26 protein-coding genes, 1 tRNA gene and 1 pseudogene are annotated in these 25,943 nt (G+C 69.5%); 19 read left to right on the top strand and 9 right to left on the bottom strand.

Annotated features, from left to right (window positions below; genetic code table 11):
• The 7 genes from JOD27_RS22245 to JOD27_RS45105 all read left to right on the top strand — a co-directional run bounded on the left by JOD27_RS22245 (position 1) and on the right by JOD27_RS45105 (position 8,281).
• On the top strand, positions 1-528 hold the full coding sequence (locus JOD27_RS22245; protein ID WP_204764186.1) for a potassium-transporting ATPase subunit C: 528 nt from the start codon (positions 1-3) through the stop codon (positions 526-528).
• A complete protein-coding gene (locus tag JOD27_RS22240) occupies positions 506-3,082 on the top strand; it encodes a DUF4118 domain-containing protein (RefSeq protein ID WP_204764185.1) in 2,577 nt (858 codons plus the stop codon). Before JOD27_RS22245 ends, JOD27_RS22240 begins: the two co-directional genes overlap by 23 nt.
• Positions 3,079-3,756: a response regulator gene (locus tag JOD27_RS22235; protein WP_204764184.1), complete on the top strand. Its 678-nt coding sequence runs from the start codon at positions 3,079-3,081 to the stop codon at positions 3,754-3,756. Before JOD27_RS22240 ends, JOD27_RS22235 begins: the two co-directional genes overlap by 4 nt.
• Positions 3,757-3,874: 118 nt before the next feature.
• The gene (locus tag JOD27_RS22230) at positions 3,875-4,273 is read left to right on the top strand and encodes a hypothetical protein (protein ID WP_204764183.1); all 399 of its coding nucleotides are present in this window, start codon (positions 3,875-3,877) and stop codon (positions 4,271-4,273) included.
• A 47-nt stretch (positions 4,274-4,320) separates the two neighbouring features.
• Positions 4,321-6,348 carry an APC family permease gene (locus JOD27_RS22225; RefSeq protein ID WP_204764182.1) on the top strand — a complete coding sequence of 676 codons (2,028 nt, stop codon included), beginning with the start codon at positions 4,321-4,323 and terminating at the stop codon, positions 6,346-6,348.
• Positions 6,349-6,358: 10 nt separating this feature from the next.
• On the top strand, positions 6,359-7,333 hold the full coding sequence (locus tag JOD27_RS45110; protein ID WP_239568251.1) for a hypothetical protein: 975 nt from the start codon (positions 6,359-6,361) through the stop codon (positions 7,331-7,333).
• A 60-nt stretch (positions 7,334-7,393) separates the two neighbouring features.
• Positions 7,394-8,281 carry an amino acid transporter gene (locus JOD27_RS45105; RefSeq protein WP_239568248.1) on the top strand — a complete coding sequence of 296 codons (888 nt, stop codon included), beginning with the start codon at positions 7,394-7,396 and terminating at the stop codon, positions 8,279-8,281.
• A 212-nt stretch (positions 8,282-8,493) separates the two neighbouring features.
• On the opposite strand, the gene JOD27_RS22215 is transcribed toward JOD27_RS45105, so the two are convergent.
• The gene (locus tag JOD27_RS22215) at positions 8,494-8,784 is read right to left on the bottom strand and encodes an HPr family phosphocarrier protein (protein WP_204764181.1); all 291 of its coding nucleotides are present in this window, start codon (positions 8,782-8,784) and stop codon (positions 8,494-8,496) included.
• Positions 8,768-9,157 (bottom strand): dihydroxyacetone kinase phosphoryl donor subunit DhaM, encoded by a 390-nt coding sequence (gene dhaM, locus JOD27_RS22210; RefSeq protein ID WP_204764180.1) that lies wholly within the window; start codon positions 9,155-9,157, stop codon positions 8,768-8,770. The genes JOD27_RS22215 and dhaM overlap by 17 nt, the downstream gene beginning before the upstream one ends.
• A 55-nt stretch (positions 9,158-9,212) precedes the next feature.
• Here dhaM and JOD27_RS22205 point away from each other — a divergent pair, with 55 nt between their 5' ends.
• From JOD27_RS22205 to JOD27_RS22185, 5 genes are all read left to right on the top strand, one after another.
• On the top strand, positions 9,213-9,986 hold the full coding sequence (locus JOD27_RS22205; protein WP_204764179.1) for an IclR family transcriptional regulator: 774 nt from the start codon (positions 9,213-9,215) through the stop codon (positions 9,984-9,986).
• A 133-nt stretch (positions 9,987-10,119) separates the two neighbouring features.
• On the top strand, positions 10,120-10,875 hold the full coding sequence (locus JOD27_RS22200) for an MIP/aquaporin family protein (RefSeq protein ID WP_204764178.1): 756 nt from the start codon (positions 10,120-10,122) through the stop codon (positions 10,873-10,875).
• Positions 10,872-11,870: a dihydroxyacetone kinase subunit DhaK gene (gene dhaK, locus JOD27_RS22195; protein ID WP_204764177.1), complete on the top strand. Its 999-nt coding sequence runs from the start codon at positions 10,872-10,874 to the stop codon at positions 11,868-11,870. The genes JOD27_RS22200 and dhaK overlap by 4 nt, the downstream gene beginning before the upstream one ends.
• 62 nt (positions 11,871-11,932) lie before the next feature.
• Positions 11,933-12,559 (top strand): dihydroxyacetone kinase subunit DhaL, encoded by a 627-nt coding sequence (gene dhaL, locus JOD27_RS22190; protein WP_307830265.1) that lies wholly within the window; start codon positions 11,933-11,935, stop codon positions 12,557-12,559.
• On the top strand, positions 12,556-14,238 hold the full coding sequence (locus JOD27_RS22185) for a putative PEP-binding protein (protein WP_204764175.1): 1,683 nt from the start codon (positions 12,556-12,558) through the stop codon (positions 14,236-14,238). The genes dhaL and JOD27_RS22185 overlap by 4 nt, the downstream gene beginning before the upstream one ends.
• A gap of 286 nt (positions 14,239-14,524) precedes the next feature.
• Here the strand turns inward: JOD27_RS22185 and JOD27_RS22180 are convergent, their stop codons facing one another.
• Both JOD27_RS22180 and JOD27_RS22175 read right to left on the bottom strand, forming a co-directional pair.
• Positions 14,525-15,481 (bottom strand): SDR family NAD(P)-dependent oxidoreductase, encoded by a 957-nt coding sequence (locus JOD27_RS22180; RefSeq protein WP_372441718.1) that lies wholly within the window; start codon positions 15,479-15,481, stop codon positions 14,525-14,527.
• On the bottom strand, positions 15,478-16,068 hold the full coding sequence (locus tag JOD27_RS22175; protein ID WP_204764174.1) for a TetR/AcrR family transcriptional regulator: 591 nt from the start codon (positions 16,066-16,068) through the stop codon (positions 15,478-15,480). The genes JOD27_RS22180 and JOD27_RS22175 overlap by 4 nt, the downstream gene beginning before the upstream one ends.
• Positions 16,069-16,173: 105 nt before the next feature.
• On the opposite strand from JOD27_RS22175, the gene JOD27_RS22170 reads away from it, so the two are divergent.
• The 4 genes and pseudogenes from JOD27_RS22170 (at position 16,174) to JOD27_RS46700 (ending at position 18,812) form a co-directional block, all read left to right on the top strand.
• On the top strand, positions 16,174-17,598 hold the full coding sequence (locus JOD27_RS22170) for an MFS transporter (protein ID WP_204764173.1): 1,425 nt from the start codon (positions 16,174-16,176) through the stop codon (positions 17,596-17,598).
• Between the two features lie 7 nt (positions 17,599-17,605).
• Positions 17,606-17,977 carry a tyrosine-type recombinase/integrase gene (locus JOD27_RS22165; RefSeq protein WP_204764172.1) on the top strand — a complete coding sequence of 124 codons (372 nt, stop codon included), beginning with the start codon at positions 17,606-17,608 and terminating at the stop codon, positions 17,975-17,977.
• Between the two features lie 260 nt (positions 17,978-18,237).
• Positions 18,238-18,411, top strand: a pseudogene (locus JOD27_RS46705) (IS110 family transposase); the annotation flags it as partial.
• 20 nt (positions 18,412-18,431) lie between these two features.
• Positions 18,432-18,812, top strand: coding sequence for a hypothetical protein (locus JOD27_RS46700; RefSeq protein WP_307830305.1), 381 nt, complete (start codon positions 18,432-18,434; stop codon positions 18,810-18,812).
• 435 nt (positions 18,813-19,247) lie between these two features.
• On the opposite strand, the gene JOD27_RS22155 is transcribed toward JOD27_RS46700, so the two are convergent.
• Positions 19,248-19,321, bottom strand: a tRNA-Lys gene (locus tag JOD27_RS22155).
• A gap of 68 nt (positions 19,322-19,389) precedes the next feature.
• Positions 19,390-20,001 carry a lysoplasmalogenase gene (locus tag JOD27_RS22150; protein ID WP_204764171.1) on the bottom strand — a complete coding sequence of 204 codons (612 nt, stop codon included), beginning with the start codon at positions 19,999-20,001 and terminating at the stop codon, positions 19,390-19,392.
• A gap of 126 nt (positions 20,002-20,127) precedes the next feature.
• Between JOD27_RS22150 and JOD27_RS22145 the strand changes: the two genes are divergently transcribed.
• A complete protein-coding gene (locus tag JOD27_RS22145; protein WP_239568246.1) occupies positions 20,128-20,469 on the top strand; it encodes an antibiotic biosynthesis monooxygenase family protein in 342 nt (113 codons plus the stop codon).
• Between the two features lie 23 nt (positions 20,470-20,492).
• Here the strand turns inward: JOD27_RS22145 and JOD27_RS46695 are convergent, their stop codons facing one another.
• Both JOD27_RS46695 and JOD27_RS22135 read right to left on the bottom strand, forming a co-directional pair.
• The gene (locus JOD27_RS46695) at positions 20,493-21,875 is read right to left on the bottom strand and encodes a DUF4241 domain-containing protein (RefSeq protein ID WP_204764170.1); all 1,383 of its coding nucleotides are present in this window, start codon (positions 21,873-21,875) and stop codon (positions 20,493-20,495) included.
• A 34-nt stretch (positions 21,876-21,909) separates the two neighbouring features.
• Positions 21,910-22,821 carry a LysR family transcriptional regulator gene (locus JOD27_RS22135; protein ID WP_204764169.1) on the bottom strand — a complete coding sequence of 304 codons (912 nt, stop codon included), beginning with the start codon at positions 22,819-22,821 and terminating at the stop codon, positions 21,910-21,912.
• A gap of 230 nt (positions 22,822-23,051) precedes the next feature.
• Between JOD27_RS22135 and JOD27_RS22130 the strand changes: the two genes are divergently transcribed.
• Positions 23,052-24,158, top strand: coding sequence for a PrpF domain-containing protein (locus JOD27_RS22130; RefSeq protein WP_204764168.1), 1,107 nt, complete (start codon positions 23,052-23,054; stop codon positions 24,156-24,158).
• 24 nt (positions 24,159-24,182) lie between these two features.
• The gene (locus JOD27_RS22125; protein ID WP_204764167.1) at positions 24,183-25,478 is read left to right on the top strand and encodes an SLC13 family permease; all 1,296 of its coding nucleotides are present in this window, start codon (positions 24,183-24,185) and stop codon (positions 25,476-25,478) included.
• A gap of 13 nt (positions 25,479-25,491) precedes the next feature.
• Here the strand turns inward: JOD27_RS22125 and JOD27_RS22120 are convergent, their stop codons facing one another.
• Entirely contained in the window at positions 25,492-25,860 is a 369-nt protein-coding gene (locus JOD27_RS22120) for a hypothetical protein (protein ID WP_204764166.1), read from the bottom strand.
• Positions 25,861-25,943: the final 83 nt, after the last annotated feature.

The following is a 25,943-nucleotide window of genomic DNA, read 5'->3' as shown; positions in this document are numbered from 1 at the left end:
ATGGACAACTTCTTCAAGCAGGCGTGGGCAGGACTGCGCATCCTGCTCGCACTCACGGTCATCTGCGGGGTGCTGTACCCGTTGGCGGTGTGGGGTGTTTCCCGGATTCCCGGCCTGCACGGCAATGCGGAAGCCACGGACACCACGCTGGTCGCGGTCGTCCGCCAGGGCGACGGGTACTTCGTTCCGCGCCCGTCGGCCGCGACGCTGCCCGCCTCGGGTGCTTCGAACAAGGGCGAGCGGAACTCCGACTACGACAAGGTGATCTCCCAGCGCCGCACGGAGATCGCGCAACGCGAAGGCGTGGCCGAGGACCAGGTGCCGCAGGACGCCGTGACCGCCTCGGCGTCGGGTCTCGACCCGGACATCAGCCCGGAGTACGCCGCGTTGCAGGTGCCCCGCGTGGCGCGCGCGTCCGGGCTGTCCCTGGAGAAGGTGCGTGAGCTGGTGCACGCGAACACCGGTGGCACTTTCACCACCACTGTCAACGTGACGGCGTTGAACCGTGCCATCGACACTGCCCGTTGACGGTCGCCGGGGTGAGCTGAGGATCTACCTCGGCGCCGCTCCCGGCGTCGGCAAGACCTTCGCCATGCTCGGCGAGGCTCACCGGCGCCGGGAGCGCGGCACCGACGTGGTCGTCGGCCTCGTCGAGACGCACGGGCGGCAGAAGACCCGGAGCCTGCTCGACGGCCTCGAGATCCTGCCCCGCAAGGAGATCCACCACCGCGGCGTCGACTTCACCGAGATGGACGTCGACGCCCTGCTGGCCCGCGCGCCCGAGGTCGCGGTGGTCGACGAGCTCGCGCACACCAACGTGCCGGGCTCGCGCAACGAGAAGCGGTGGCAGGACGTCGAGGAGCTGCTCGACGCCGGCATCGACGTGCTGTCCACGGTGAACGTCCAGCACCTGGAGTCGCTCAACGACGTCGTCGAACGGATCACCGGTGTCACGCAACGGGAAACCGTGCCGGACGAGGTCGTCCGCCGCGCCGAACAGGTCGAGCTGGTCGACATCACGCCGGAGGCTCTCAGACGGCGGTTGGCGCACGGCAACGTCTACGCCGCCCACAAGATCGATGCCGCGCTGGGCAACTACTTCCGCGTCGGCAACCTGACGGCGTTGCGCGAGCTGGCGTTGCTCTGGGTCGCCGACCAGGTCGACGTCGCCCTGCAGCGGTACCGCCGCGACCGGCAGATCACCGACACCTGGGAAACCCGCGAACGCGTCGTCGCCGCGATCACCGGCGGACCCGAGAGCGAGACGCTCATCCGCCGCGCCCGGCGCATCGCTCTGCGTGCGGGCGCGGAACTCCTCGTGGTCCACGTGATGCGCGGCGACGGGCTCACCGGCGCGCCCCCCGAGGTCGTGGCGAAGTGCCGCAAGATCGCCGAGGACCTCGGCGCCACGTTCCACCAGGTCGTGGGCGACGACGTGCCGACCGCGCTGCTGGAGTTCGCCCGCGGTGTCAACGCCACCCAGCTCGTGCTCGGCACCTCGCGCAGGTCACGGCTCGCGCGGGCGCTCGACGAGGGGATCGGCGCGGCCGTGATCCACGACTCGGGCCCGATCGACGTGCACATGGTCACGCACGACGCGGCACGCCGTGGCCTCCGCTGGAAGATCGGCCGCAACGCGCTCAGCCACGGACGGCAGCTCGCGGGCTGGCTCGCGTCCGTGCTGCTGCCGGGACTGGTCACCGTGCTCGGCCTGTTCTGGCAGGACGACATCGACTACTCCACCGACCTGGTCGGCTTCCTGCTCGCCACCTGCGTGGTGGCACTGGTCGGCGGCCTGGGACCGGCGCTCGTCAGCGCGTTCCTCGGGGCGGGGCTGCTCAACTTCTTCTTCACTCCGCCCTACTACAGCCTCAGCGTCGCCAGCCCGGAGAACGTGATCACGCTGATCGCGATGGTGATCGTGGCGACGATCGTCGCGCTGGTGGTGGACCGCGCCGCACGGCTCGCCGAACAGGGCGCCCGCGCCCGCACGGAGGCCGCGTTGCTCGCCTCCTACTCCCGCACGGTGCTGACGAGCCCGTATCCGTTGTCGCGGCTGCTGGAGAAGATCCGGGAGAACTTCGGCCTCGACTCCGTCGCCTTGCTGGAACGGCGCAACGGCGGCTGGGAACGCGTCGCGTGCGTGGGCCCGCGGCCGTGCGACGAGCCGGACGACGCCGACGCCGACATCGCGGTGACGTCCGACATCCACCTGGCGTTGCGGGGGAGGACGTTGCCGGCGAGTGACCAGCGGGTGCTGGAGGCCGCTGCGGGGCAGGCGTTGATGGCGTTGCGGCAACAGCGCATGGCCGCGGAAACATTGGACGCGCAACGCAAGGTCGAGACGACCGAGCTGCGCACCGCGCTGCTCTCCGCGGTGGGCCACGACCTGCGCACGCCGTTGACGTCCATCAAGGCCGCGATCGGCAGCCTCCGCGACCGCGAGCTCCGACTGTCCGAAGAGGACACTTCCGAGCTCATGGCCACCGTGGAGGAGTCGGCCGACCGGCTCAACGGCCTGGTCGACAACCTGCTCGACTCGTCCCGGCTGGCCACGGGATCGGTGTCGCCGCAGCTGCGTCCGGTGAGCTACTACGAGATCGTCGCCAGGTCGCTCACCGGCATCGACGAACGGAACACGATGACGGTCGACGTCGACGAGAGCCTGCCGCAGGTCGTCGCCGACGCCGGACTGCTGGAACGCGTGGTGGCCAACGTCATCGACAACGCGCTGCGCCACGGCAGGCTCCGGCCGCGCCGCCGGGTCGACGTGGACGGTGACGGCAGGGTCGACGAGGACGAGCCCGAGATCGCGGTCAGGGCCAGCGCGCACGGTGACCACGTGGAGCTGCGGGTCGTGGACCACGGCCCCGGCCTGCCCAGGAAATCGGCGGACCGCGTGTTCACGCCGTTCCAGCGCCTGGGAGACCGCGACGCCACGCCGGGTGTCGGGCTCGGCCTCAGCGTGGCCAGGGGCTTCACCGAGGCCATGGGCGGTGAGATCCACGCCGAGGACACCCCCGGCGGCGGGCTCACCGTTGTCATCTCTCTGCCAGTCCACAAACAGGAGCACCTGGAATGACCACTGTGCTGGTGGTGGACGACGAACCGCAGATCGTCCGCGCGCTGCGCATCAACCTCTCCGCACGCGGCTACGACGTGCTCACCGCGTACGACGGCAAGACCGCGCTGCGGGTAGCCGTGGACGAGAAACCGGACGTCGTGGTGCTCGACCTCGGCCTGCCCGACATCGACGGCGTGGAGGTCATCGCGGGCCTGCGCGGCTGGACGTCCATGCCGATCATCGTGCTGTCCGCGAGAACCGAGTCCGTGCTCAAGGTCGAGGCGCTCGACGCGGGCGCGGACGACTACGTCACCAAACCGTTCGGAATGGACGAACTGCTCGCCCGGCTGCGCGCCGCCGTGCGCAGAGCCACCACGCAGACCGTCGAAGACCCGATCGTGACCACGGCGACGTTCACCGTCGACCTCGCCGTCAAGAAGGTGCACCGGGACGGCGCGGAGGTGCACCTGACTCCGACGGAGTGGGGACTGCTGGAGATCCTCGCCCGCAACCCCGGCCGGCTGGTGTCGCAGAAGCAGCTGCTGCAGGACGTCTGGGGGCCGACGCACGTCGGGGAGTCCCAGTACCTGCGGGTGTACCTCGCGCAGCTGAGGCGCAAGCTGGAGGCCGATCCGTCGCGGCCGCGGCACCTGATCACCGAAGCGGGGATGGGCTACCGGCTCGAGCTGTAAGGATCGCGTCAGGATTCTTCAGCTGGGCGTTGGGAGTTCGCCAAGGACCCTCCTCTTCCGCTTCACCTGGCGGTGAACTGGTGAGATGCGACGGATATCGGGAGGGTTCGGCTTTCCCTTGGGTGTGTTGCTCGGGATCGCGGCCACCGCGCTGGCCGTGGCCACCGGGGCGACCGGCCATCCGGTGCTGTCCGTGATCGCCATGGTCGCCGTCGTCAACGTGATCGCGCTGATCTCCACCTGGCGGGCCGCGCTCGCGACCGCGGTGGTCTGCTGGTTGCTGCACGACGGCTTCGTGCTCGGCCGGTACGGAGAGCTCGCGCTGGTCGGTCAGGCGGGCCATGATGCCCTGGTCATCGGGCTCGACGCGCTCGGCGTCGTGGTGCTCGTGTCGACGTTGCGCGCCGCGCTGGCCCCCATGCTGCACCTGCGCGAGGGCGACCCGTCCGCGCCGCGCGTCCCGGTCCAGCGACAGCCGGTCTTTACGCAATCCCAACGCCGAATGACTGGATCTTGACGGGTTCTTTGCAGGCGTGAGCCGGTTCGAGCATTCATGCTGGCGGCGTGCCGTCCTCCACCTCGTGGGTCAAGCGGTTGGTGCTCGGACGACCGTTCCGCAGCGACCGGCTGGGCGAGACCCTGCTGCCCAAACGACTCGCGCTGCCGATTTTCGCCAGTGACCCGCTGTCGTCGGTCGCCTACGCGACGCAGGAGATCCTGCTGATCCTCACCCTGGGCGGGCTGGCGTTCCTGCACCTCGCCCCGTGGGTGGGGCTCGCCGTCGCGGTGCTGCTGACCGTGGTGGTCATCTCCTACCGGCAGGTCGTGCGCGCCTATCCCAGTGGTGGCGGCTCGTACGAGGTGGCGTCGCGCAACCTCGGCCGCTCGGCGGGGCTGGTGGTCGCGGCCGCGTTGATGGTCGACTACATCATGACCGTGGCGGTGTCCGTCGCCGCGGGCGTGGACAACATCATCTCCGCGCTGCCGGAGCTCAACCCGTACCGGGTCGCGATCAACCTCGGCTTCGTCGCGTTCCTGACGGCCATGAACTTGCGCGGTGTCCGCGAGTCCGGACGGACGTTCGCCGTGCCCACCTACGCGTTCATCGCCGGCGTGCTGCTGATGATCACCGTCGGGCTGATCCGCACCGTGTTCGGTGACCGCCCGGTCGCGGAGAGCGCGGGCTACGACATCCGCCCCGAGCAGGTCGGCCTGAGCACGCTGGCGGTCGCCTTCCTGGTGCTGCGCGCGTTCTCCTCCGGCTGCACCGCGCTGACCGGCGCGGAGGCGATCTCCAACGGCGTGCCCGCGTTCCGCAAACCCAAGTCGCACAACGCCGCCGTGACGATGCTGCTGATGGGCGGCATCTCGATCGTCATGTTCGTCGGCGTCACCGCGCTGGCGCTCATCGCCGACGTGCGGTTCACCGAACACACCTGCGACCTCATCGGGTTCGTGGGCAACTGCGAGACGGATCCACAACGAACGGTCATCGCGCAGCTCGCCGCGGCGGTGTTCGGCGGCGACCAGACGTTCCTCTTCTACTACATCCAGGCCGCCACCGCGCTGATCCTGGTCCTCGCGGCCAACACGGCCTACAACGGGTTCCCGCTGCTGGGCTCGATCCTCGCGCAGGACCGCTACCTGCCGCGCCAGCTGCACACCCGCGGCGACCGGCTCGCGTTCTCCAACGGCATCGTCGTGCTCGCGGCGATCGCGGGAGGCCTGATCTACGCGTTCGACGGCTCGGCCACCCGGCTCATCCAGCTCTACATCGTCGGCGTGTTCACCTCGTTCACCCTCTGCCAGGCGGGCATGGTGCGGCACTGGAACCGCGAACTGGCGCATGCCACGACCAGCGCGGAGCGGCACCGGATCCATCGCGCGCGGTGGATCAACGCGCTCGGCGCCTGTTTCACCGGTGTGGTGCTGGTGGTCGTGCTGGTCACCAAGTTCACGCACGGCGCGTACCTGGTCGTCATCGCGATCCCGTTGCTCTACCTGATGATGCGGGCGATCCACCGCCACTACGACCGGGTGCGCGAGGAGCTGCGGGCCGGAACCGAGGCCGAGACCCTGCCCAGCCGGGTGCACGCACTGGTGCTCGTGTCCACTTTGCACAAACCGACGCTGCGCGCCATCTCGTTCGCCCGCGCGACCCGGCCCGACACGGTGGCCGCGATCACCGTCAACGTCGACGACTCCGAAACCCGCGCCCTGCAACGGGAATGGGAAGCACGTGGCATGAAGATCCCGCTGAAGGTGATCGAGTCACCCTATCGGGAGGTCACCAGGCCGGTGATCGACTACGTCAAGAACCTCCAGCGCAGCAGTCCGCGTGACGTCGTGTGCATCTACATCCCCGAGTACGTCGTCGGCCGGTGGTGGGAGAACCTGCTGCACAACCAGAGCGCGTTGCGGCTCAAGGGCCGTCTGCTGTTCGAGCCCGGCGTGATGGTGACGAGCGTGCCGTGGCAGCTCGCCTCCACCACCCGGCGCGACCCCGATCGGGTGGTGCACAGCCCTGGCGAGGTGCGGCGGGGAATCGGTGCCACCACGAGGATCCCGGCCGAGAAGGAAACGGTGCACTAGCGTGCCTCCCATGTCGAACAGGTTCCGGAGCTGGCTGCTCGCAGGTCTGCCCCGCAGGCAGGGCAGGTTCCCCGGACCGCACGTGCACAAGGTCGACCACGAGGGCAAGTCGTGGTGGAAGGTCATGTGCCTGACCGGCGTGGACTACTTCTCCACCCTGGGCTACCAGCCGGGCATCGCCGCGCTCGCCGCCGGCCTGGTGTCGCCGCTCGCCACCCTGGTGCTGGTGCTGCTGACCCTGCTCGGCGCGCTGCCGGTGTACCGGCGGGTGGCGGGGGAGAGCCCGCACGGGCAGGGCTCGATCGCCATGCTGGAACGGCTGTTCTCCCAGTGGCGGGGCAAGCTGGCCGTCCTGGTGCTGCTCGGCTTCGTCGCCACCGACTTCATCATCACCATCACGCTGTCCGCCGCCGACGCCACGGCGCACGTGCTGGAGAACCCGTTCGCCCGCGACTTCCTGGACGGCCAGCAGGTTGTCGTCACACTCCTGCTGGTCGCCCTGCTTGGTGCGGTGTTCCTCAAGGGCTTCACCGAGGCGATCGGCCTGGCGGTCGGGCTCGTGGTCGTCTACCTGGGACTCAACGTCGTGGTCGTCGCGGTCGCGGTGGAGCACGCCCTCTCGGCACCGCACCTGGTCGTCGACTGGTCGAACCTCCTGCTGGCCGAACGCGGCAACTGGTGGATGGCGGTGGCCATCGCCCTGATCGTCTTCCCGAAACTGGCGCTTGGCCTGTCGGGCTTCGAAACCGGTGTGTCGGTGATGCCGCTGGTGAAAGGCGCACCCGATGACGACCCCGACGAGCCCGCCGCCCGCATCCGCAACACCCGCAAGCTGCTCACCGCCGCCGCGTTGATCATGAGCGTCTTCCTGATCGCCTCCAGCTTCGCCACGACGTTGCTGATCCCGCAGGAGAAGTTCCAGCCGGGCGGCGAGGCCAGCGGCCGCGCGCTCGCCTTCCTCGCGCACTCCTACCTCGGCGACTAGTTCGGCACCGTCTACGACCTGAGCACCATCGCGATCCTGTGGTTCGCCGGCGCCTCCGCCATGGCGGGCCTGCTCAACATCGTGCCGCGCTACCTGCCCCGGTACGGCATGGCACCGGACTGGACCCGAGCCACCCGCCCGCTGGTGCTGGTGTTCACCGTGATCGCCTTCGCCATCACGATCATCTTCAACGCCAACGTGGACGCGCAGGGCGGCGCGTACGCCACCGGTGTCCTGGTGCTGATCACGTCCGCGTCGCTCGCGGTCGCGTTGTCGGCCCGTCGTCGTGGCGAACGGCGAGCGTCCATTGTGTACGGACTGATCACCCTCGTGTTCGTGTACACGACGTTCGCGAACATCATCGAGCGCCCGGACGGCGTGAAGATCGCGTCGTTCTTCATCCTCGCGATCATCGTGACCTCGCTGATCTCGCGCGCCACGCGCTCGACCGAGCTGCGGGTCACCGGCGTCGAGATGGACGACGCGGCGAAACGGTTCCTCGACGAGTATCCGGGCGCCGAGATCCGGATCATCGCCAACGAACCCGACGACCGCGACGAGGCCGAGTACCGCGACAAGGAGCTCGAGGAACGCACCGACCACCACATCCCGGTCGGCGACCCGGTGCTGTTCCTGGAGGTGACGGTCCCGGACTCGTCGGAGTTCGAGGACGTCCTGCGGGTGGCGGGCGAGGAACGCTTCGGCTACCGCATCCTGCGGGTGGAGGCTCCGGCGATCCCGAACGCGATCGCCGGCGTGCTCCTGCACATCAAGGACATCACCGGGAAGCTGCCGCACGTCTACTTCGCCTGGATGGAAACCAACCCGATCGTCCAGCTGCTCGGGTACACGCTCACCGGTGAGGGCGACGTGCCGCCGTTGACGCGCGAGGTGCTGCGTCAGGCGGAGCCGGAGCCGGGCAACCGGCCGGTCGTCCACGTGGGCTGACACGGGTGAGAACCCGCCAGCCGGCGTGGTGAACGCCCTGCAACGCCGGGTTTCCCGGTTGCACAAGGCACTTCCGGACGTCGTGGTCGAGGGGCCGACGGACGGCTACCGAGCTGTCCGCCGCCGTCCACCGGCTCACCGGCGCGATCGCGCCCAATTCGTCGCGATCGCCTACCAGAACAGCCTCGTCCGTCCGGCAAACGCCATCCTGATCAGTCGATGGTGCGCAACAGCTCGCAGATCTCGGTCACCGCGGCGTGGGCGCCCTCGCCGTGAGCGCGGACGGTGATGGTGGTACCGGCGGTGGCGCCAAGTCCCATCACCGCGAGGATTCCTGCCGCATCGACCGTCTTGCCCTCGTGTGAGATCTCCAGTCGGCAGGACAGTTGTCCCGCGGCTTTGGCCAGCCTGCCCGCGGGGCGTGCGTGCAGGTGTGCGGGCAGCACCACGTCGGCTTCGGCCGTGTCGTCGGTGTGCGTGGTCGTGTCAGAACTTGGTGGCATTGCGAGCCTCCTGGGCTGCGGTCGTGACGGCGGCGAGGTCGGCGCCGGCGGCGGCCGTGACGGCGGCGGCGACGGCACCCTCGACGAACGGGGCGTCCACCAGCACCACGTCGGGCTGGGGGTGGTCGTCCAGCACCGCGCGGGCGGTGAGGACCGAGCTGCCCAGGTCGGGCAGGACGACGACGCCGTTGCCCTGGTCGGCGTCCTTCACGGCCGCGGCGATTGCGTCGTAGCTGGTGCCGATCCGGCCGTCGGCGGTGCCGCCGGCGGCGATCACCGAGCCCGGCTCGACGCCGAGCTGGTCCAGCAACGCGCGCAGTCCGGACGCCAGCTCCGCGCTGTGCGACACGAGTACGATCCCAACAGGTTGCATGAACGGGATGTTGTCATGCTGAACGGTGTTCAGCAATACTGAATCGAGGTCGGTTGTGGTCCAGTCGGTGCAGCGGGCGGTGCAGATCCTGCGACTGCTGAGCGCGGGTGGTCCGCGGCTGGGTCTGGCAGAGCTGGCCGAGCGAGTGGGGGTCGCGAAGCCCACGGTGCACGCGTTGCTGCGCACGCTGGAGGCCGAGGGGCTGGTCGCGCAGGACAGTCAGACCGGCAAGTACGTGCTGGGGCCGGGGGTGCTCATGCTGGGCAACGCGTTCCTGGAGACCCACGAGCTGCGGATGAGGTCGCTGACCTGGGCGGATCTGCTGGCGGCCCGCGCGAACGAGGCTGTCTGGGTTGCGGTCCTGACCGGTGACCACGTGCTGGTCGTGCATCACGCGTTCCGGCCGGAGGGCGCGGTCCAGATCCTCGAGGTGGGGGCGAGCATCCCGTGGCACACCTGCGCGCTGGGCAAGGCAATCGTGGCGTTCTCGCCGGACGAACGGCAGGCCGAGTTGCTCGCCCTGCCGCTGCCTCCTCTGACCGGCCAGAGCCTCACTGATCCCGCTGCGCTGAACGAGCAGCTTGCACAGGTGCGCTCCGCCGGTTACGCGCTGGAGGACCAGGAGTCCACGCTGGGGGACGCGGGGATCGCCGCGCCGGTGTTCGACAGGTCGGGACTCGTCGGTGCGATCGGCGTGGTCGGTCCGGTCGAGCGGCTGCTCGCGGACGGGCGCAGCCAGGATCTGGCTGTTCAGGTGCGGGAGGTGGCTCGCCAACTGTCCCGTGAGCTGGGGGCCGGTCGGTCTCCGCTCGCCCGCGCTCTCGCTTGAGCGACGACCCCTTGACAGTGACCTGGGCCACGCTTACCTTCCTCTCGTTCAGTAATACCGACCGCCGTTCAGTCAACTGAACCCTGGTTCCCGCCGAGGAGGTGAGCGCCCCGCACTGTCGCGGGCGTTCCGCATGGCTGACAACACATTCCCCCAGGCACTGATCGCCGAGGCGCTCGGCACCGCGACGCTGGTCTTCATCGGCGTCGGATCCGTCCCCGCGACGCTGATCGTGGGCGGCGACGCCCCGTTCACCATGGCCCAGCTGGGCATGATCTCCCTGGCCTTCGCGACCGCCGTCATCGCGATGGTCCACACGATCGGGCACGTCTCGGGCTGCCAGATCAACCCGGCCGTCACGCTCGCGCTGGCCGCGAGCGGGCGGATGCCGTGGCGGCAGGTCCCCGGCTACCTCGCCGCACAGCTCGCGGGCGCGACGCTGGGCACGTTCGGCATCGTTGCCGTGCTCGGCCACAAGGCCGTCGACACCGGCCTCGGCATCGCCTCGTACAGCGCCGAAGTCGGTGCGGGCCAGGCGTTCGCGGCCGAGGCGATCGGCACGTTCTTGCTCGTGCTGGTGGTGTTCGGCGCGATCGACAAGCGGGCGCCACAGGGCTTCGCGGGCGTGGCCATCGGACTCGCCGTCTTCGCGATCATCATCCCGATCGCTCCGGCCACCGGCGCCTCGATCAACCCCGCCCGCACGTTCGGGCCGATGCTGACCGGACAGCTGTTCGGCGCAACCGTCCACTGGGAACAGTTGCCCGTGTACCTGGCCGCTGAGGTCGCGGGCGGGCTTGCCGCCGCCGCCGTGTACCACCTCGTCGCCACCACCCGCCGCGTCGCCGAGCATCCGGTGCCGGTTCAGGCCGAAGGAGTCCTGTCGTGAAGAAGTTCATCAACACCCCCGAGTCGGTGCTGACCGACGCGCTGGCAGGCATCGCGGCGCTCCACCCCGAACTCAAGGTGGACAGGGACAACCGGATCATCGTCCGCGCCGACGCACCCAGAACCGGAAAGGTCGCGATGCTGTCCGGCGGCGGTTCCGGGCACGAACCGCTGCACGGCGGGTTCGTCGGGCCGGGCATGCTCGACGCCGCGGTGCCCGGCGAGGTCTTCACCTCCCCGGTGCCGGACCAGATCCTGGCCGCGGCCAAGGCCGTCGACGGTGGCGCCGGCGTGCTGTTCGTGGTCAAGAACTACACCGGTGACGTGATGAACTTCCAGCTCGCCGCCGAACTCGCCGCCGACGAGGGCATCACCGCACGCACCGTGCTGATCGACGACGACGTGGCCGTGCAGGACTCCACGTGGACGGCGGGCAGGCGCGGCACAGGTGCCACCGTGTTCGTCGAGAAGATCGCCGGCGCTCTCGCTGATCGCGGGGCGGACCTGGACAAGGTCGCCGAGATGGCGGAGAAGGTCAACGCGGCCTCTCGTTCGTTCGCCATCGCGCTCACCGCCTGCACCACGCCGTCGGCCGGGCGCCCCGGTTTCGACCTCCCGGATGACGAGATCGAGATCGGAGTGGGCATCCACGGCGAACCCGGTCGCAGCCGCGGAAAGCTCCGGCCCGCCAAGGAGCTCGTCGGCCTCGCGATGAACGCGATCCTGGCCGACCAGCCGCTGAACGCCGGCGACCAGACCATCGTGATGATCAACGGTCTCGGCGGCACACCGCTCATCGAGCTCTACGTCGTGGCGGCCGAGGTCGCCGCGGTGCTCGCGACGCAGGGCGTGCGCATCGGCGCGAGCCTGGTCGGCAACTACGTGACGAGCCTGGACATGGCGGGCGTGTCGATCACCGTCTGCCGCGCCGACGACGAGATGCTCGACCTGTGGGCGGCGCCGGTGGCGACGCCGGGGCTGCGGTGGGGCCACTGATGGCGCACCTTCACCTCACGGGGCACGATGGCGGCACGGCTGTTCCGATCGAGGAGGATCCCGTGGACATCGCCCTGGCCAGCACCTGGATCCGAGCCGTGGCCACCGCCGTGGAAGAGCACCGCGACCAGCTCACGCAGCTCGACGCGGCGATCGGCGACGCCGACCACGGCGCCAACATGTCCCGCGGCTTCACCGCTGTCTCCGCCGCGCTCGAGACCTTCGAACCGGCCACGGTCGGCGACGTCCTTGTCAAGACCGGCAGCACGCTCATGTCCACTGTGGGCGGTGCCTCCGGTCCGTTGTACGGTGCGGCTTTCCGTGCCGCGGGCAAGGTCCTGACCGAACCGTCGGCTTCCCCGCGGCAACTCGTCGAGGCCCTGCACGCCGCAACGGCCGCCGTCACGCAGCTCGGTGCGGCCACGCTCGGCGACAAGACGATGCTCGACGCGCTGGCACCCGCGGTCACCGCGCTGGAAGAAGCCCTCTTCCACGGCGCCGACCTGGCGGCGGCGACCGCGGCCGCCGCGAAGGCGGCCGAGGACGGTGCGCATGCCACCACTCCGTTGCAGGCCCGCAAGGGCCGCGCCTCCTACCTCGGGCCGCGCAGCATCGGCCACCAGGATCCGGGGGCGACGTCCACCGCGTTGATCTTCACCACGCTGGCCGCGGTGGTGGCTGCCCGGTGAGCCAGTCGCGCTTCAGCGGGCGCGCGGCCAGCCCCGGCACCGCCGTCGGCGTGCTGCACCGCACCGACCGTCCACTCCCCACCGCACTGCCCTGGAACGGCATCGGCAACCCCGTCACCCAGATCACCGAGGCCTTCCAAGGCGTTGCCGCCGACCTGCTGTCCACATCGGAGCGACTGCGTGCGGAAGACCGCGCCGAGGACGCCGACATCCTCGAAGTCATCAGCTACCTGGCGATGGACACCGACCTCCGGGCACTGGCCGTCCAGCACGCCAGGGACAGTCTGCCTCTCGCGCTGGCGGTTCAGCGCGCGGTGGATCATCACGCTGCGGCGCTGGCGGCGTTGCCCGATCCGACGCTCGCCGAACGCGCGGCCGATGTCCGCCAAGTCGGCAAACGCGTGATCGCCCGGCTGCACGGCCACGACCACGGCCTGGACTCCGAGGGCCCGGTGGTGCTGATGGCCGGCGAGATCGGCGCGGCCGACCTGCTCGAGCGGGCCGGCACGGTGGCCGGGGCGGTCTCCGTCACCGGCGGCTTCAACTCCCACGCCGCGATCGTGGCGCGCTCGCTGGGAATCCCGCTGCTCGTCGGCGTTCATCCCGCCGTGCTCGACCACGTCGACGGCGCCCAGGTCGCCGTCGACGGTGTGCAGGGCAAGATCGTCATCAACCCGTCGCCGGCTGAGCAGGCCGCCGCGGGCGAGGCGATGCGCGCCGCCCGGCAACGCCGGGAATCCCTTGCCACGGAACGGCATCTGCCCGCGCAGACCCGTGACGGCCACACGGTCACCTTGCGCGCCAACATAGCCACCACGGTCGAGGCGCGCGCCGCGATCACCGCCAACGCCGACGGCGTGGGCCTGCTGCGCACCGAACTCCCGTTCCTCGACGCCACCGAGTGGCCCAGCGAGGCGCAGCACACCGGCGTCCTGCGGCCCGTGCTGCGCGCACTGGCCGGACACCCGGTCACCGTCCGCACCCTCGACTACGCCGACGACAAACTGCCGCCGTTCCTGTCCAGGGGCAGAACAGGCCGACTGGGCAGGGGCCTGCCGCTCATGCTCGCCGAGCCCGACGCGTTCGCCCGCCAGTTCCGGGCCGTCCTCGCCACCGCGGGAGACTGCGACGTCCGCATCATGATCCCGATGGTCGCGACCCCCGGTGAACTGGACGCGTGCCGCTACATTCTCAACCGCGTCGCACACAACCTCGGAGTAGCGCCACCACCACTGGGCGCGATGATCGAACTCCCCGAAGCCGTCGCCGCGGCCGACGACATCGCGGCCCGCGCGGACTTCCTGTCCATCGGCAGCAATGACCTCACCGGCCAGATCCTCGGCCTCGACCGCCGAGACCCAGCGCTGACCCCGCAACTGGCAGCACACCCCGCCGTGTTGCGGGCCATAGCCGAGACCATCGCCGCAGCACACCGCCAAAGCCAACGCGTATCCGTGTGTGGCGACGCCGCCGCACACCCGCTCGTCATGCCGCTGCTGGTCGGTCTCGACTGCGACGTGCTGTCGACGGCGCCGGCCCACCTCGACCAGGTGCGCGCCACCATCCGTCGCCTCGATCACACGGTGTGTGCCGACATCGCCCACCACGCCCTTACCCTCACCACCGCGGAACAGGTGTGGGAGGCCGTCCGCGAACACTGCAGCCCGCGGCTTCCCTGACCGGATGTGTACGCAGAATGCAAAGAAGCAGGTCGAGACGAATCTCGACCTGCTTCTCCGGAGTACGCCGCCAGGGACTCGAACCCCGGACCCGCTGATTAAGAGTCCTCGGGTGGCCCTCAACGGTGGTGTCGGCTGATGTCAGCGAGTGCCGTTTCCGCGCATCAGATGCAGAATCCGGAGTCGCCGTCTGCTGTCCGCTGCCGGTCTGTGGCGCCGTAGGTCAGAACTCTCGGGCCCGTTTCGGGCTCGCCATCTGGCCTGAGAGGTTGACGACGAGCATCGGTCAGAACCACCGGTCGCCGGCTGGTGGGGGTGTGTCGGGGACGTTGTCCCACGCGGCCATCGGGTCGACACCGGTCAGCTCGACGCTCTTCGTCCACAGCAGGGCGGCGGTTTCGGGGTCGGTCATGTGTCCATGTGGTTGTTCGACATGCGGTGCGCCGCGCAGGCCGAACTGACGCGGTCCCCAGAGCTGTCCACCGCTGACATCGGGATCGAGAGCGGCCCGGACGGCAGGCAGGGCGCCGGCATCCTTGCCGTGCAGGAGAAGTCCGGCAGGCAGCCCGAGCAACTGCTGGGTCCTGGACCGGGTGTGGACTCCGGCTCGCGCGGGCGTCAGGGAGTCGAGCGCACCACCGGGATGCACCACGACGCTGAGCTGAGGGCTACCCGCGGTACGCAGACGGCGGTCGAGTTCGAAACCAAAGCTCATCTGCGCCAGTTTGGAGCGCCCATACGTCCTTTTCGGATCGTAGGACTCGGTGGACTGCAGATCGTCCAGGTCGAGCCGTTCGGAGCGGGCCGCGAAGCTGCCCGTCGTGACGATGCGGGCAGCGGGAGCCGCGGTGAGCAGGGGAGCGAGCCAGTGAAGGAGTGCGAAATGCCCCAAGTGATTGGTGGCGAACATCAGCTCGTACGCGTCGACGCTCTCACGTCGCGGTGGCGAGTCCAGCGCCACACCTGCGTTGAGCACCACCACGTCGAGGCGATCGAGTTCCAACGTGTCCACTGAGGACTTCAGCGACTGCAGGTCAGCCAGGTCCAGCGGCATGTGGTCGACCGAGGCGCCGGGTATCTGCTCGCGAATCGCGGTGGCAGCGGCTGCCGCTTTGCCGGCGTCGCGGCAGCCGAGCACGACGTTGGCACCTGCTGACGCCAGCTGTTCGGCCACGAAGTAACCGATGCCGGCGTTGCCGCCGGTGACCAGAGCGTTCATTCCTGCGGCGCGCAGCGGCTTCACAGATGTGGCCATCCTTGCTTGAGGTGGGCGAACGCCTCGGCCAGAGCGGCCCGGCGATCAGGTCGGTACGAGGCGAGATCAGGCGTCTCGAGCACATAGCGGGCAAGCACGTGCAGTGAGTCGTCCGGTTCGTCGACGCCCGCGGCCTCAGCGAGCAGTTCGGCGAGTGAAGGCTGGCAGTCGACCCACACCTTGCGGGCATAGGCCCACAACGCGGGCGTGCGCAGCACGAGATCCACACGGACGCGGTACTCGTCCGGAAGGTTGTCGTTGAACGGCCCCCTTGCGGCGAAGAACGCGTGCAGGGCGTCCAGGACGGAAGTTCCTTCCGGACGTTCGCGGACCGCGGCTGTCAGTGACTCGAGGCGCTCACCGCTGTCCGCGAGGATCAAGGCTTCCTTGCCTGCGGGGAAATGCGCGAACAGCGTCGCGATCGCGGTGTCCGCAGCCTCGGCAATCTCCTTCACCGTCACGTTGTCGTAGCCGCGTTCGAGGAAGAGCTTCAGCGCCGCGTCGGCCAGAGCCTGCCGGGTCGCGGCCTTCTTCCGATCACGTCGGCCGGGCGCAGGTCCACGGGTCGTCACCATGCACCCAGCATAACCTAGAACACATACAAACTCATACTGATTGCAAAACTAGACTCGTTCTGATTTTGTCTGCAAAGACACCTCCTTCGACCCTGGGAGCACGCCATGCAGGCGTCCATCACCACCCCATCTGATCGCGGCACCGCACTGGGCCGAACCGTCATGTGGGCGCTTCTCGGCCTGGTCCTGCTCGCCGACGCGCTCGACATGATCGACGCCACGGTCACCACGATCGCCGCGCCCAGCATCGTCGGAGAGATCGGCGGCGGGCCGGCTCTGATCAAATGGCTCGGTGCCGCCTACGCCCTGGCCATGAGCATCCTGCTGGTGGTCGGCGGTCGGCTCGGCGACAGGTACGGCCAGCGCCGCCTCTTCCTGATCGGGATGACCGGCTTCACCCTCGCGTCCGCGCTCTGCGGTCTGGCCCCCACGCCAGTCGTCCTGATCATCGCGAGGGTTCTGCAGGGCGCGTTCGGCGCGCTGATGATCCCCCAAGGCATGGCGGTCATCGCCCGCCATTTCACCCCCGACATGCGGCGCACGGCGTTCAATCTGTTCGGCCCTCTGCTGGGCATCGCCACGATCGCGGGTCCCGTGCTCGCCGGGTTCGTCATCGAGGCCGACATCGCCGGGCTGTCCTGGCGCCCGATCTTCCTCGTCAACCTCGTTCTGGGCACTGCCGGCATCGCGCTGGCCGCCCGGCTGCTCCCTCACGGCAACGGCGACCGCTCCGTCACGGTGGACGGCACCGGCGCGGGCCTGCTGGCCGTGGCCGTGTTCGGCACGATGTTCGGCCTCATCGAGGGGTCCGAGACCGACTGGAGCCTGCCCGCCGTCGTCTCCCTGGCCGTCGGCGCGCTGTTCCTGTTGCTGTTCGCACGTCGTCAGCGCACCGCCGCCGAACCGCTGATCAAGCCGTCGCTGTTCCGCAACAGGGGCTTCGTCTCTGGGTTGACCGTCGGGCTGATGTTCTTCGCCGTCACCAACGGCCTGGCCTTCGTCATCTCCCTGTTCATCCAGCAGGCCCTCGGCGCGAGCCCCGGCAGCGCCGCCGTGGGCATGCTCCCCCTCACTCTGGGCATCATCGCCGGAGCCGGGGCGGGCATGGCCCTGGCCCCGCAGATGGGACGGAACCTCGTCCTGGCCGGCATGCTCGTCACCCTGGCCGGAGGCGGCTGGCTCCTGACTCTGGTGATGACCAGCGGCACCAGCGTCACCCTGCTGGCGCTGGCGCCCGCCGGCGTGCTCGCGGGCATCGGCATGGGCGCGTGCTTCGGGACACTCTTCGACATCACGATCGGCGACGTAGACCCCGCGGAAGCCGGCAGCGCCAGCGGCACCCTCACCGCCATCCAGCAGCTCGCCACCGCACTGGGCTCCGCCACTATCACCACCGTGTACCTCCACGGCGGCGCACCCGACCACGCCATGACCCTGGCCATCATCACGGTCATGGCCGTCACAACCCTCTGCCTGCCGCTGTTGCGCCTGCTTCCCGAATCCGCATCGATCTCGAACGCTGAAGACTGAGTCTCGAGTGCCACCAGAGCGACGGCAACAGCGGCAACGTGAGGCCGTCGGTGACGCCTGGGTCGACCTCGGCCTCAAGTTCACCGAGCTGGACGGCCGACCGCTGCCCCCGGCCGACGTCTCCAAGCTGTTCAGCCAGTTCGTCACCGAGGCTGGTCTGCCGCCGATCCGACTGCGCGACCTGGGGCACAGTGCGGCGACTCTGGCGCTTGCATCCGGGGCGGACATAAGGATCGTGTCCAGCATGCTGCGGCACTCCTCGATCACCATCGCCGCGGACACCTACACCGGATTGCTGCCCCAGGTCGCCCGCGCGACTGCTGAGGGAATCGCCCGTCTAGCCACGTTTCTCCCTGGTGGGAGGCCCATTCCGGGGTGAAAATCGGGAGTGGTCGCCCGCTGACGCTGTCGCTCTATGGTCATCTGAGGCCGTCGTCTAGCCGGGCGCTGGGAGCTGCGTCGTGGGCCCTTCACTGTTGCTGCGAGCACGCGGACTAGATTCCGCTCTTCCCGTGCAGCTCCTGCGGGCGACCGCCTTTGCCCTGTGGTGAAAGGAGGTGCGTGGTGCTGGCGGAAGCGCAGGATTCCGAGGAGATCATCCAGCGGATCGCGGCGGTGGATGTCGGCAAGGCCGAGCTGATGTGTTGTGTCCGGGTCCCTGGTGAGCGTGGCAAGCGGCTACAGGAGGTGCGGCCGTACCCGACGATGACGAGGTCGCTGCTGGCGATGGCCGATCACCTCCGCGTTCTCGGGGTGACGCGGGTGGTGATGGAAGCGACGTCGGACTACTGGAAGCCGATCTTCTACGTGCTGGAAGCGCAGGGCTTCGAAACGTGGCTGGTCAACGCCAAGGATGTCAAGCACCTGCCCGGCCGTCCGAAGACCGGAAGGGCAACGCCGCCACCGGGCACGGCAACCGCTACCTCGCCCGCATCCTCGGCGAGGCCGCCACCGGCGCCGCCCGCACCCACACCTTCCTCGGCGAACGCTACCGCCGCATCGCCCGACGCCGCGGCGCAAAGAAAGCCATCGTGGCCGTCGGCCGCTCCATCCTGGTCATCATCTGGCACCTGCTGTTCGACCCGGACACCCGCTTCCACGACCTCGGTCCCGACTTCTACGACAGACGCGTCACCGACGACCGCAAGAAACGCAACCACATCCGCCAACTCGAGGCCCTCGGCTACACCGTCACACTCACCCCAGCCGCCTGACCAGCACATCCCACCAGCTCACCCCGGCAGGACCGGGGCGCTGCCACCTGCCCCGGTCACCATGATTTTCGGACTAGTAGACCGTCGCCTCTAACCTTTGGTATGGGCGGGTCGTCCGCGTGTCGCGCGGCGTGTCGGCGATGTGATCGTGAGTTGGCGGTAGGTGGCGTGATCAGCAAACGTTTGCCTCGGCTCGCAACTACAACCAACTCAAGATCGCGGACCACACAACTAAGCCGCGACGGCCTACTAGTGCCGCGCAAGGTCGCCTCGGTGCGCGTGATGCCGGACCGTCCGGCGGTCGAAGATCATCCGCGTCTCGGGCTCGTCTCGGGCTCACAAACCATGATCCACAAGGTGGAGACTGAGAATCAGGATGCGCACGCAGAATGCAAAAAAGCAGGTAGAGACGAATCTCTACCTGCTTTTTTGGAGTACGCCGCCAGGGACTCGAACCCCGGACCCGCTGATTAAGAGTCAGCTGCTCTAACCAACTGAGCTAGCGGCGCTTGTTTGTGTGCCGGAGCCTTGCTGTTTCCGACACGAAGAACGTTAGCACAGGCGCTCCACCGCGTTTTCAGGCGGGGTCACCCTCTCGCGCGAACCCGGTGTGGATCAGCCACTGGGCGGCAGCGTAGGTGGGCATCACGCCGGCCGAGGCCACCCGTGCCGCCCGTCCCGCGAGGACGAACCGGCTCGCGCCGAGCAGTGCGTCCGACACCGCGAACAGCGCCGCACCACCGAAAACCCGGCGCGCGCCCGGTCCGCGCACAGTGGACGCGGCGGCGACCATCGTGCCGAGCGTCAGCGCGTACAGGCCTACCGGTCGTCCCATCGGGCCGGCCGCGCGGGCGAACACCGCCGCTCCTGCCGCCGACGCCGCGACGATCGGCAGGACAGCCTTGCGCGTGCCCGGCCGCGATCGCCTGGCCAGCGCCGCCGTGTAGCCGAGATGGGCCACCAGGAAGCTGAAGAGGCCGGTGCGGAAGGCACGGTCCGAGTCGCCGAGCAGTGCCACGTCGCCCGCCCAGGAGCCGGCCAGGCCGACGGCCATGCCGGGGTCGCGTGGCGGGCTGGTCACCGCCAGAGCCGGCATCAAGGCGGTCTTGGTGACTTTGCGCACGTTTTTGGTGCTGCGCAAGGTTGCCATGGCCGAGTCGACGACGGCGGTGACTGCGTACAGCTTCATGAGCACTCCTCGGTTTCGGGGCTCAGCCTAGACAATCCCCGTCCACATGGTGCGAGCGCGCCGTGACCGGCTCGGACTGGAGAAAGTCGTTGGATCGCAGGGGACATCGCGTCTTACGGTGACGCCGTGAGCGACTCTGTGGCGCCTGTAGAGGCCTTCGAACCTCCCTACTACGTGGCTGTTTTCACCACGGTGCGAACCCAGGAGCAGGGCGGCTACCGCGAAACCAACGCACGGATGGAAGAACTGGTGAAGGACATCCCGGGCTACCTCGGGATGGACCACGCGCAGACTCCCGGCGGGCTCGGCATCACCGTCGGGTACTTCCGCGACGCCGACGCACTCACCCAGTGGCGGTCCAACGCCGAGCACCGCGCCGCACAACAACGCGGCCGGGCCGAGTGGTACCAGAGCTACACGCTGCACGTGGCGAAGGTGGAGCGGAGCCACGGGTTCACTCGCGCCTGACGACCGCGCCGAGCAGGTGCGGCTCAGCCGGGTTCGGCGGTGGCCAGGCCAGGCACCTGGAAGTCGACCACGAAGCGGCTGAGCGAGCCGTCCTCGCTGCGGCCGAGCCACACGAGGCACGCTCCGTCGCTCCAGCCCGGAACGACGACCAGATCGGTCGCACCGGAGGAAATGGTGCGGTACAAGGGTTGTCCCGTCATGGCGGCGTCGATGTCGGAACGCGGGAACGCCGTCGCGCCGGTCCGGTCGACCAGCGCGACGGTGGCGGTGTCGACCGGGTTGCCGAAGAACTCGCCGTCGCCCAGTTCCAGTTCGACGTCGCCTTCGCGCAACGCCAGCTCCCACGACGTGACCGGCGCGTCCGTGACGGTCACGCGGCACGCCGCCGTCCAGGTCGTTCGCGGCGTCTTGTCCTCCGTCACCTGGAACACGTCCACCGCGTACTCACCGGGCGGGCCCGCCACGGCCAGTGGTGCGGCCGTCGCGTCGAGCCAGCCGGGGTCCGCGACGACCAGCTTGCCGCTGGGCAGCCGGATCCTGCCGGCGGGAGTCCGGGAAACGGTGAGAACGAGGCCATCCCGCGTGCGGAACCGCGCACCTTCCGTGGTCATCTCGGTGATGTGGCGCGGTCGCAACGGATGCGGCGGCCGCCACGGGAAGGTTGCGGGGACCTCGTCAGGTCCGGAACGGACGGTCACGGGCCCGGTCATGCCGGCGAGCGCCGGCCAGCCGTCCACCGCAGGTGGGGCGAGGTCGTCCGGCGGCCGCGCCGGCTCCGGCCAGTTGTTCCAGTCGCGCGAGGTCGCGAAATGGCCGCCGCTGGACAGCTCGTAGTCGAGCGAGACGGTCTTGATCGCCGCGGTGGCGTCGCGGCGGACGCGGGCCCGCACCGTCGGGTTGTCACCGTGGAACTCCGGTGTGTCGTGCTCGGCGTAGCGCCAGCCGCGGACCTCGAACAGCCGCACCCGCCCGTCCGGCCAGCGCCGGTAGGCGACACCCCGGTACCGGCGACCGGCGTCGTCGACGAACCACACCTCGGCGTGGCGAGCGGACCAGCACACCTCCACGACCGCCCGCGCGATTCCGCCGGTCAGCAGGACCATCGCGTACTGGCCACCGGAGGCGTCCTGGGCGCGCGCCACCGACTCCGACATCGGCGACACCGGCGCACGAGCGGCGGAGTCCCATCCCGCGCAGTACACGACCTCCACCGGCTCGTTCGTGGGAGCGGGCACCGGAACCGTCGGCAGGTCGTCCCGGATGGACGGACCGGTGTGAGGGCCGCGGGAACGCCACTGCGCCACCAGCCCGACGGCCGCCAGCGACGTGAACAGGACTCCGGACAGGATCGCGGTGCGTCGTGAGACGCCCTTCTGCGGTCTGTCCTCCTGCGCCGGCGAGTCCACGGGCCGCGATACTACGGATCCGGATCGCCGCGGGTCAGGGTTTCGTCTGGTACTCGCGGGCGACGTCCACCAGGAGCTGGTGCATCGCGAGTTCGGCGGGTGCGCGCAGCCGGTCCTGGCGGTGCGCCAGCAGGATGCGCCGGGCAGGCACGTCGGTGCCGAGTGCCAGGACGCGGACGTCCGGGTTCGGGTTCCGCACCGCGGTCCTGGGCGCGAGGGCGACCCCGAGCCCGACGCTGACCATCGCCTGCGCCTCCTGGTAGTCGTTGGCCTGGAAGGCGATCTTCGGCGTGAACCCCGCCGCTCGGCAGCTGCGTTCGAGCACCTCGGCCACCGGGTGGTCGTGGGCGCGGACGATCCACTCCTCGCCGGCGAGCTCGGACATGGTGGTGAACCGCTTGCGGGCGAGGCGGTGGTCGGCGGCGACGACGAGCACGGTCGGGTCGTCCAGCAGCGGCGTCAGCGAGATGTCGGGCACGTCGACGCGGTTCCACGCGTAGTCCCACAGCAGCGCGATGCCGACCGTGCCGTTCTCCAGCAGCTCGACGAGCTCGTCGAACCGGGTGCTGCGCACGTCCAGGCGGAGGTCGGGGTACTGGCGGCGGAACCGGCTGACGACCTGGGGGAGCAGGGCGCTCGCGACGGTCGGGAACACGCCCAGCGCGATCGTGCCGCGGCGCAGACCGGCGAGCTCGGCGAGGTCGGCCTCGGCGGCATTGAGCCTGCGCAGGATGTGGCGCGCATGGCCGGCCAGCAGCGCTCCCGCCTCGGTCGGGCGCACACCCCTGGCCTGCCGGTGCAGCAGCGGTTGCCCGGCCTCCACCTCGAGCCGGCGCAGCTGCTGCGAGACCGCGGACGCGGTGTACCCGAGCTGCTCCGCGGCGGCGGTCATGGAACCCGTGTCGACCACGGCGGCGAGCAGAGCGAGGCGCCGGACGTCCAACATGGACACTCCTCGTGCGAAAAATTTCGATGCAGGAACTTCACCGTCTGATGACTTCCGTGCAGTTTAACTTCAACCTTCTGAGCTGCACTTTTGTTCGTCCTCCGGGCTGGAGTAGCCGCGCCTGGGGCTTGTGAGCGTGAAGCAATACTTCACGGGCATTCAGATTCTCGTGATGGTGTTCAAGCTCGACGAGAGTCACGGTTGCCGTCATTCCCCGTGAAGGAGTGACTGTGCGAGAGATACCGGCGACGTGGATGCGCGGCGGCACCAGCAAGTGCTGGGTGTTCGAGCGCGAGGTGCTCACGGTGCCCGGCCGCAGCGTCGACGAGGTGCTGTTGCGGCTCTACGGAAGCCCCGACCCGCGCCAGGTGGACGGCGTCGGCGGCGCGACCTCCACCACCAGCAAGGCCGTCGTGCTGGCCAGGAGCGATCGGCCGGGCATCGACGTCGAGTACACGTTCGCCCAGATCGGCATCGCCGACGGCAGGGTGGACTGGACGAGCAACTGCGGCAACTGCTCCGCGGTCGTCGGCCCCTACGCGCTGCGACGCGGCTGGGTGGTGCCCACCGGCGAGATCACCACGGTGCGGATCAACAACACCAACACCGGCCAGCTGATCGTCGTCGACGTGCCGACGCCGTCCGGCCAGGTGACCGAACAGGGCGCGGACCGCATTCCCGGTGTGGCTCAGCCCGGCCTCGGGGTGCGGTTGTGGTTCGTCGACCCGGCGGGCCGGACGACGGGCGCGTTGCTGCCGACCGGCAACACCGTCGACGCGGTGGACGGGGTGCGCGTCACGATGCTCGACGCCGGCGCGCCCGTCGTCCTCGTCCCCGCCGACGAGGTCGGTGTCGACGGTGAGGTGTCCCCGGCCGAACTCGACGCCAGGGAAGACCTGCTGGACCGGCTCGACCGCATCCGCCGCCTCTCGGCGGTCCGCATGGGCCTCGCCGCCGAACCCGCGGAGGCCGCGCGTGCCACCCCCAAACTCGCCCTGGTGAGCGCCGGAAAGCCGGGGCGTTCGGACGTGACCGTCCGCATGTTGTCCATGGGACGGACACATCCCGCGCTGGCCATCACCGGCAGCGTCGCCCTCACCGCGGCCGCCCACACGCCGGGTACGGTCCTGTCCGACTTCACCGCCGGCGACCAGGAGGTGCTGCGCCTCGACACCCCGGCCGGAGTCGTGACCACCCGCGCGGGCCTCCGCGACGGACTGCTCGCGATCGGCGTCACCAGGACCACGCGTCGCATCGGCGACGCGACCCTCGTTCTCCCCGACGACGAGCCGCTGGAGCCCTCTCTCACGACACTGGCCGCCGCTGCGGCCTACTGACCCGCACAGCTGAAGAGGACAATGATGTCATCACAGGTAATCGCGATTCTGGTGCTGGGCGGCATGTTCGTCGTTGCCACCGTCCTGCCCATCAACATCGGGATCCTCGCGCTGGTCGCGTCGTTCATCGTCGGCACGTTCGTGTTCGGCCTCGACGACAAAGCGATCTTCGGGGAGTTCCCGGTCTCGCTGTTCATCACCGTCGTCGGAGTCACGTACCTGTTCTCCGTCGCCAAGCTGAACGGCACGATCGATCTGTTGGTACAGGGCGGAATCCGGCTCGTGCGAGGCCGCGCGATCCTCGTCCCGTGGGTGCTGTTCGCCGTCGCCGCGACGCTGACCGCGTTGGGGACCTTCACCCCCGCGGCCGTCGCACTGCTGGTGCCGATCGGCATGAGCTTCGCCTTCACCTACCGCATCAGCCCGCTGATGATCGGCATGATGGTGATCTGCGGCGCCCACGCCGGCGCGTTCTCCCCGATGGCGGTGTCCGGCGCGCTCGTCTACGGCATCGTGGTCAAGTCCGGCCTGACGATCTCCCACGCCGCGTTGTTCTTCGCCAGCATGGGCTTCAACCTGCTGCTCGCCGCCGGCACCTACGTGCTGCTCCGCCGCCGCGGCGAGGAGAGCTTCGCCGAGCACCCGGACGACACGGCGACGACCAACTCCGACGCGCCGTCCGGCGGCGGCGTCGCGACCGCCGTCAAGCCGAAGACGGCCGCGGTGACCTGGCGCCAGCGCGTCACGCTCGGGGCGCTGGTGGTGCTCGTGGTCGGCGCGCTCGCCTTCCACCTGCAGATCGGCTTCCTCGCCCTGGCCGCGGGCGCCGTGCTCGCCGTCCTCGACCGCGAGAACCTCGGCAAGGCCGTCGAAGGCATCAGCTGGCCGACGATCCTCCTGGTCGCCGGCATGGTCACCTACGTGGGAGTGCTGGAGCACTCCGGCACCATCGACTGGGTCGCCCACGGCGCGGTCGGCCTGGGAGCCCCGCTGCTCGTGGCGCTCGTGCTGTGCGTCATCGTCGGCGTCACGTCGGCGTTCGCCTCGTCGACGGCGATCCTCACCGCGACCATCCCGATGGCGATCCCGTTGCTGCTCACCGGTTCCCTGCCGGTGGTGGGAGTCGTCGCCGCGATGGCCATCTCCACCACGATCGTGGACGTCTCACCGTTCTCCACCAACGGCGCCCTGGTCCTCGCCAACGCCCGCGGCGTCGACCGGAACCGCTTCTACCGCCAGGTCATCTCCTACACCTGCGTCATCGTCGCCCTCGGACCGATCGCGGCGTGGGCGGTGCTCGTGCTGCCGGGCTCGTTCTGATCCGGCGCGGTGGTCAGTACAGGTAGACGTCGACCACCAGGGCCGCGATCCCGGCGAGCAGCGCGACCACGGCGACCCGCCGGCCGGAGTCGCTGCCCTGCGGGCCCAGGCCGAGCAACAGGACGCCGGCAGCGACGGCGAACACGCCGCTGCCGGCGTCCTGCCAGCTCACCGGGAACGCCGCGATCGGCGCATCGGTGAAGAAACCCGGGGCGTGCACGGCGTTGAGGATCGCGTTCCACGCCGCGGGTCCGAGCCCGGCGGCGAGGCCCGCGGTCACGATGACGCCGATGCGGCGGCGCGGCACCAGCAGCGCGACCAGGACCGCGGCGAGAACCGCCGACAGGGCGGCGCCGTAGGCGATGGTGGACGAGCTGAGCATCTGGAGCTCCTTCCGCGAGGGGGCTCTCGGAGCGGTCAAGAGACCGAATGCAACGTTAGGGGTCACTTCTCCATTAGGGGTGC

The organism is Lentzea nigeriaca, from assembly GCF_016907955.1.
Taxonomy (GTDB): Bacteria; Actinomycetota; Actinomycetes; order Mycobacteriales; family Pseudonocardiaceae; genus Lentzea; species Lentzea nigeriaca.
The sequence above is the reverse complement of the archived record's forward strand: the minus strand, read 5'-3'. Positions and strand labels throughout refer to the sequence as shown.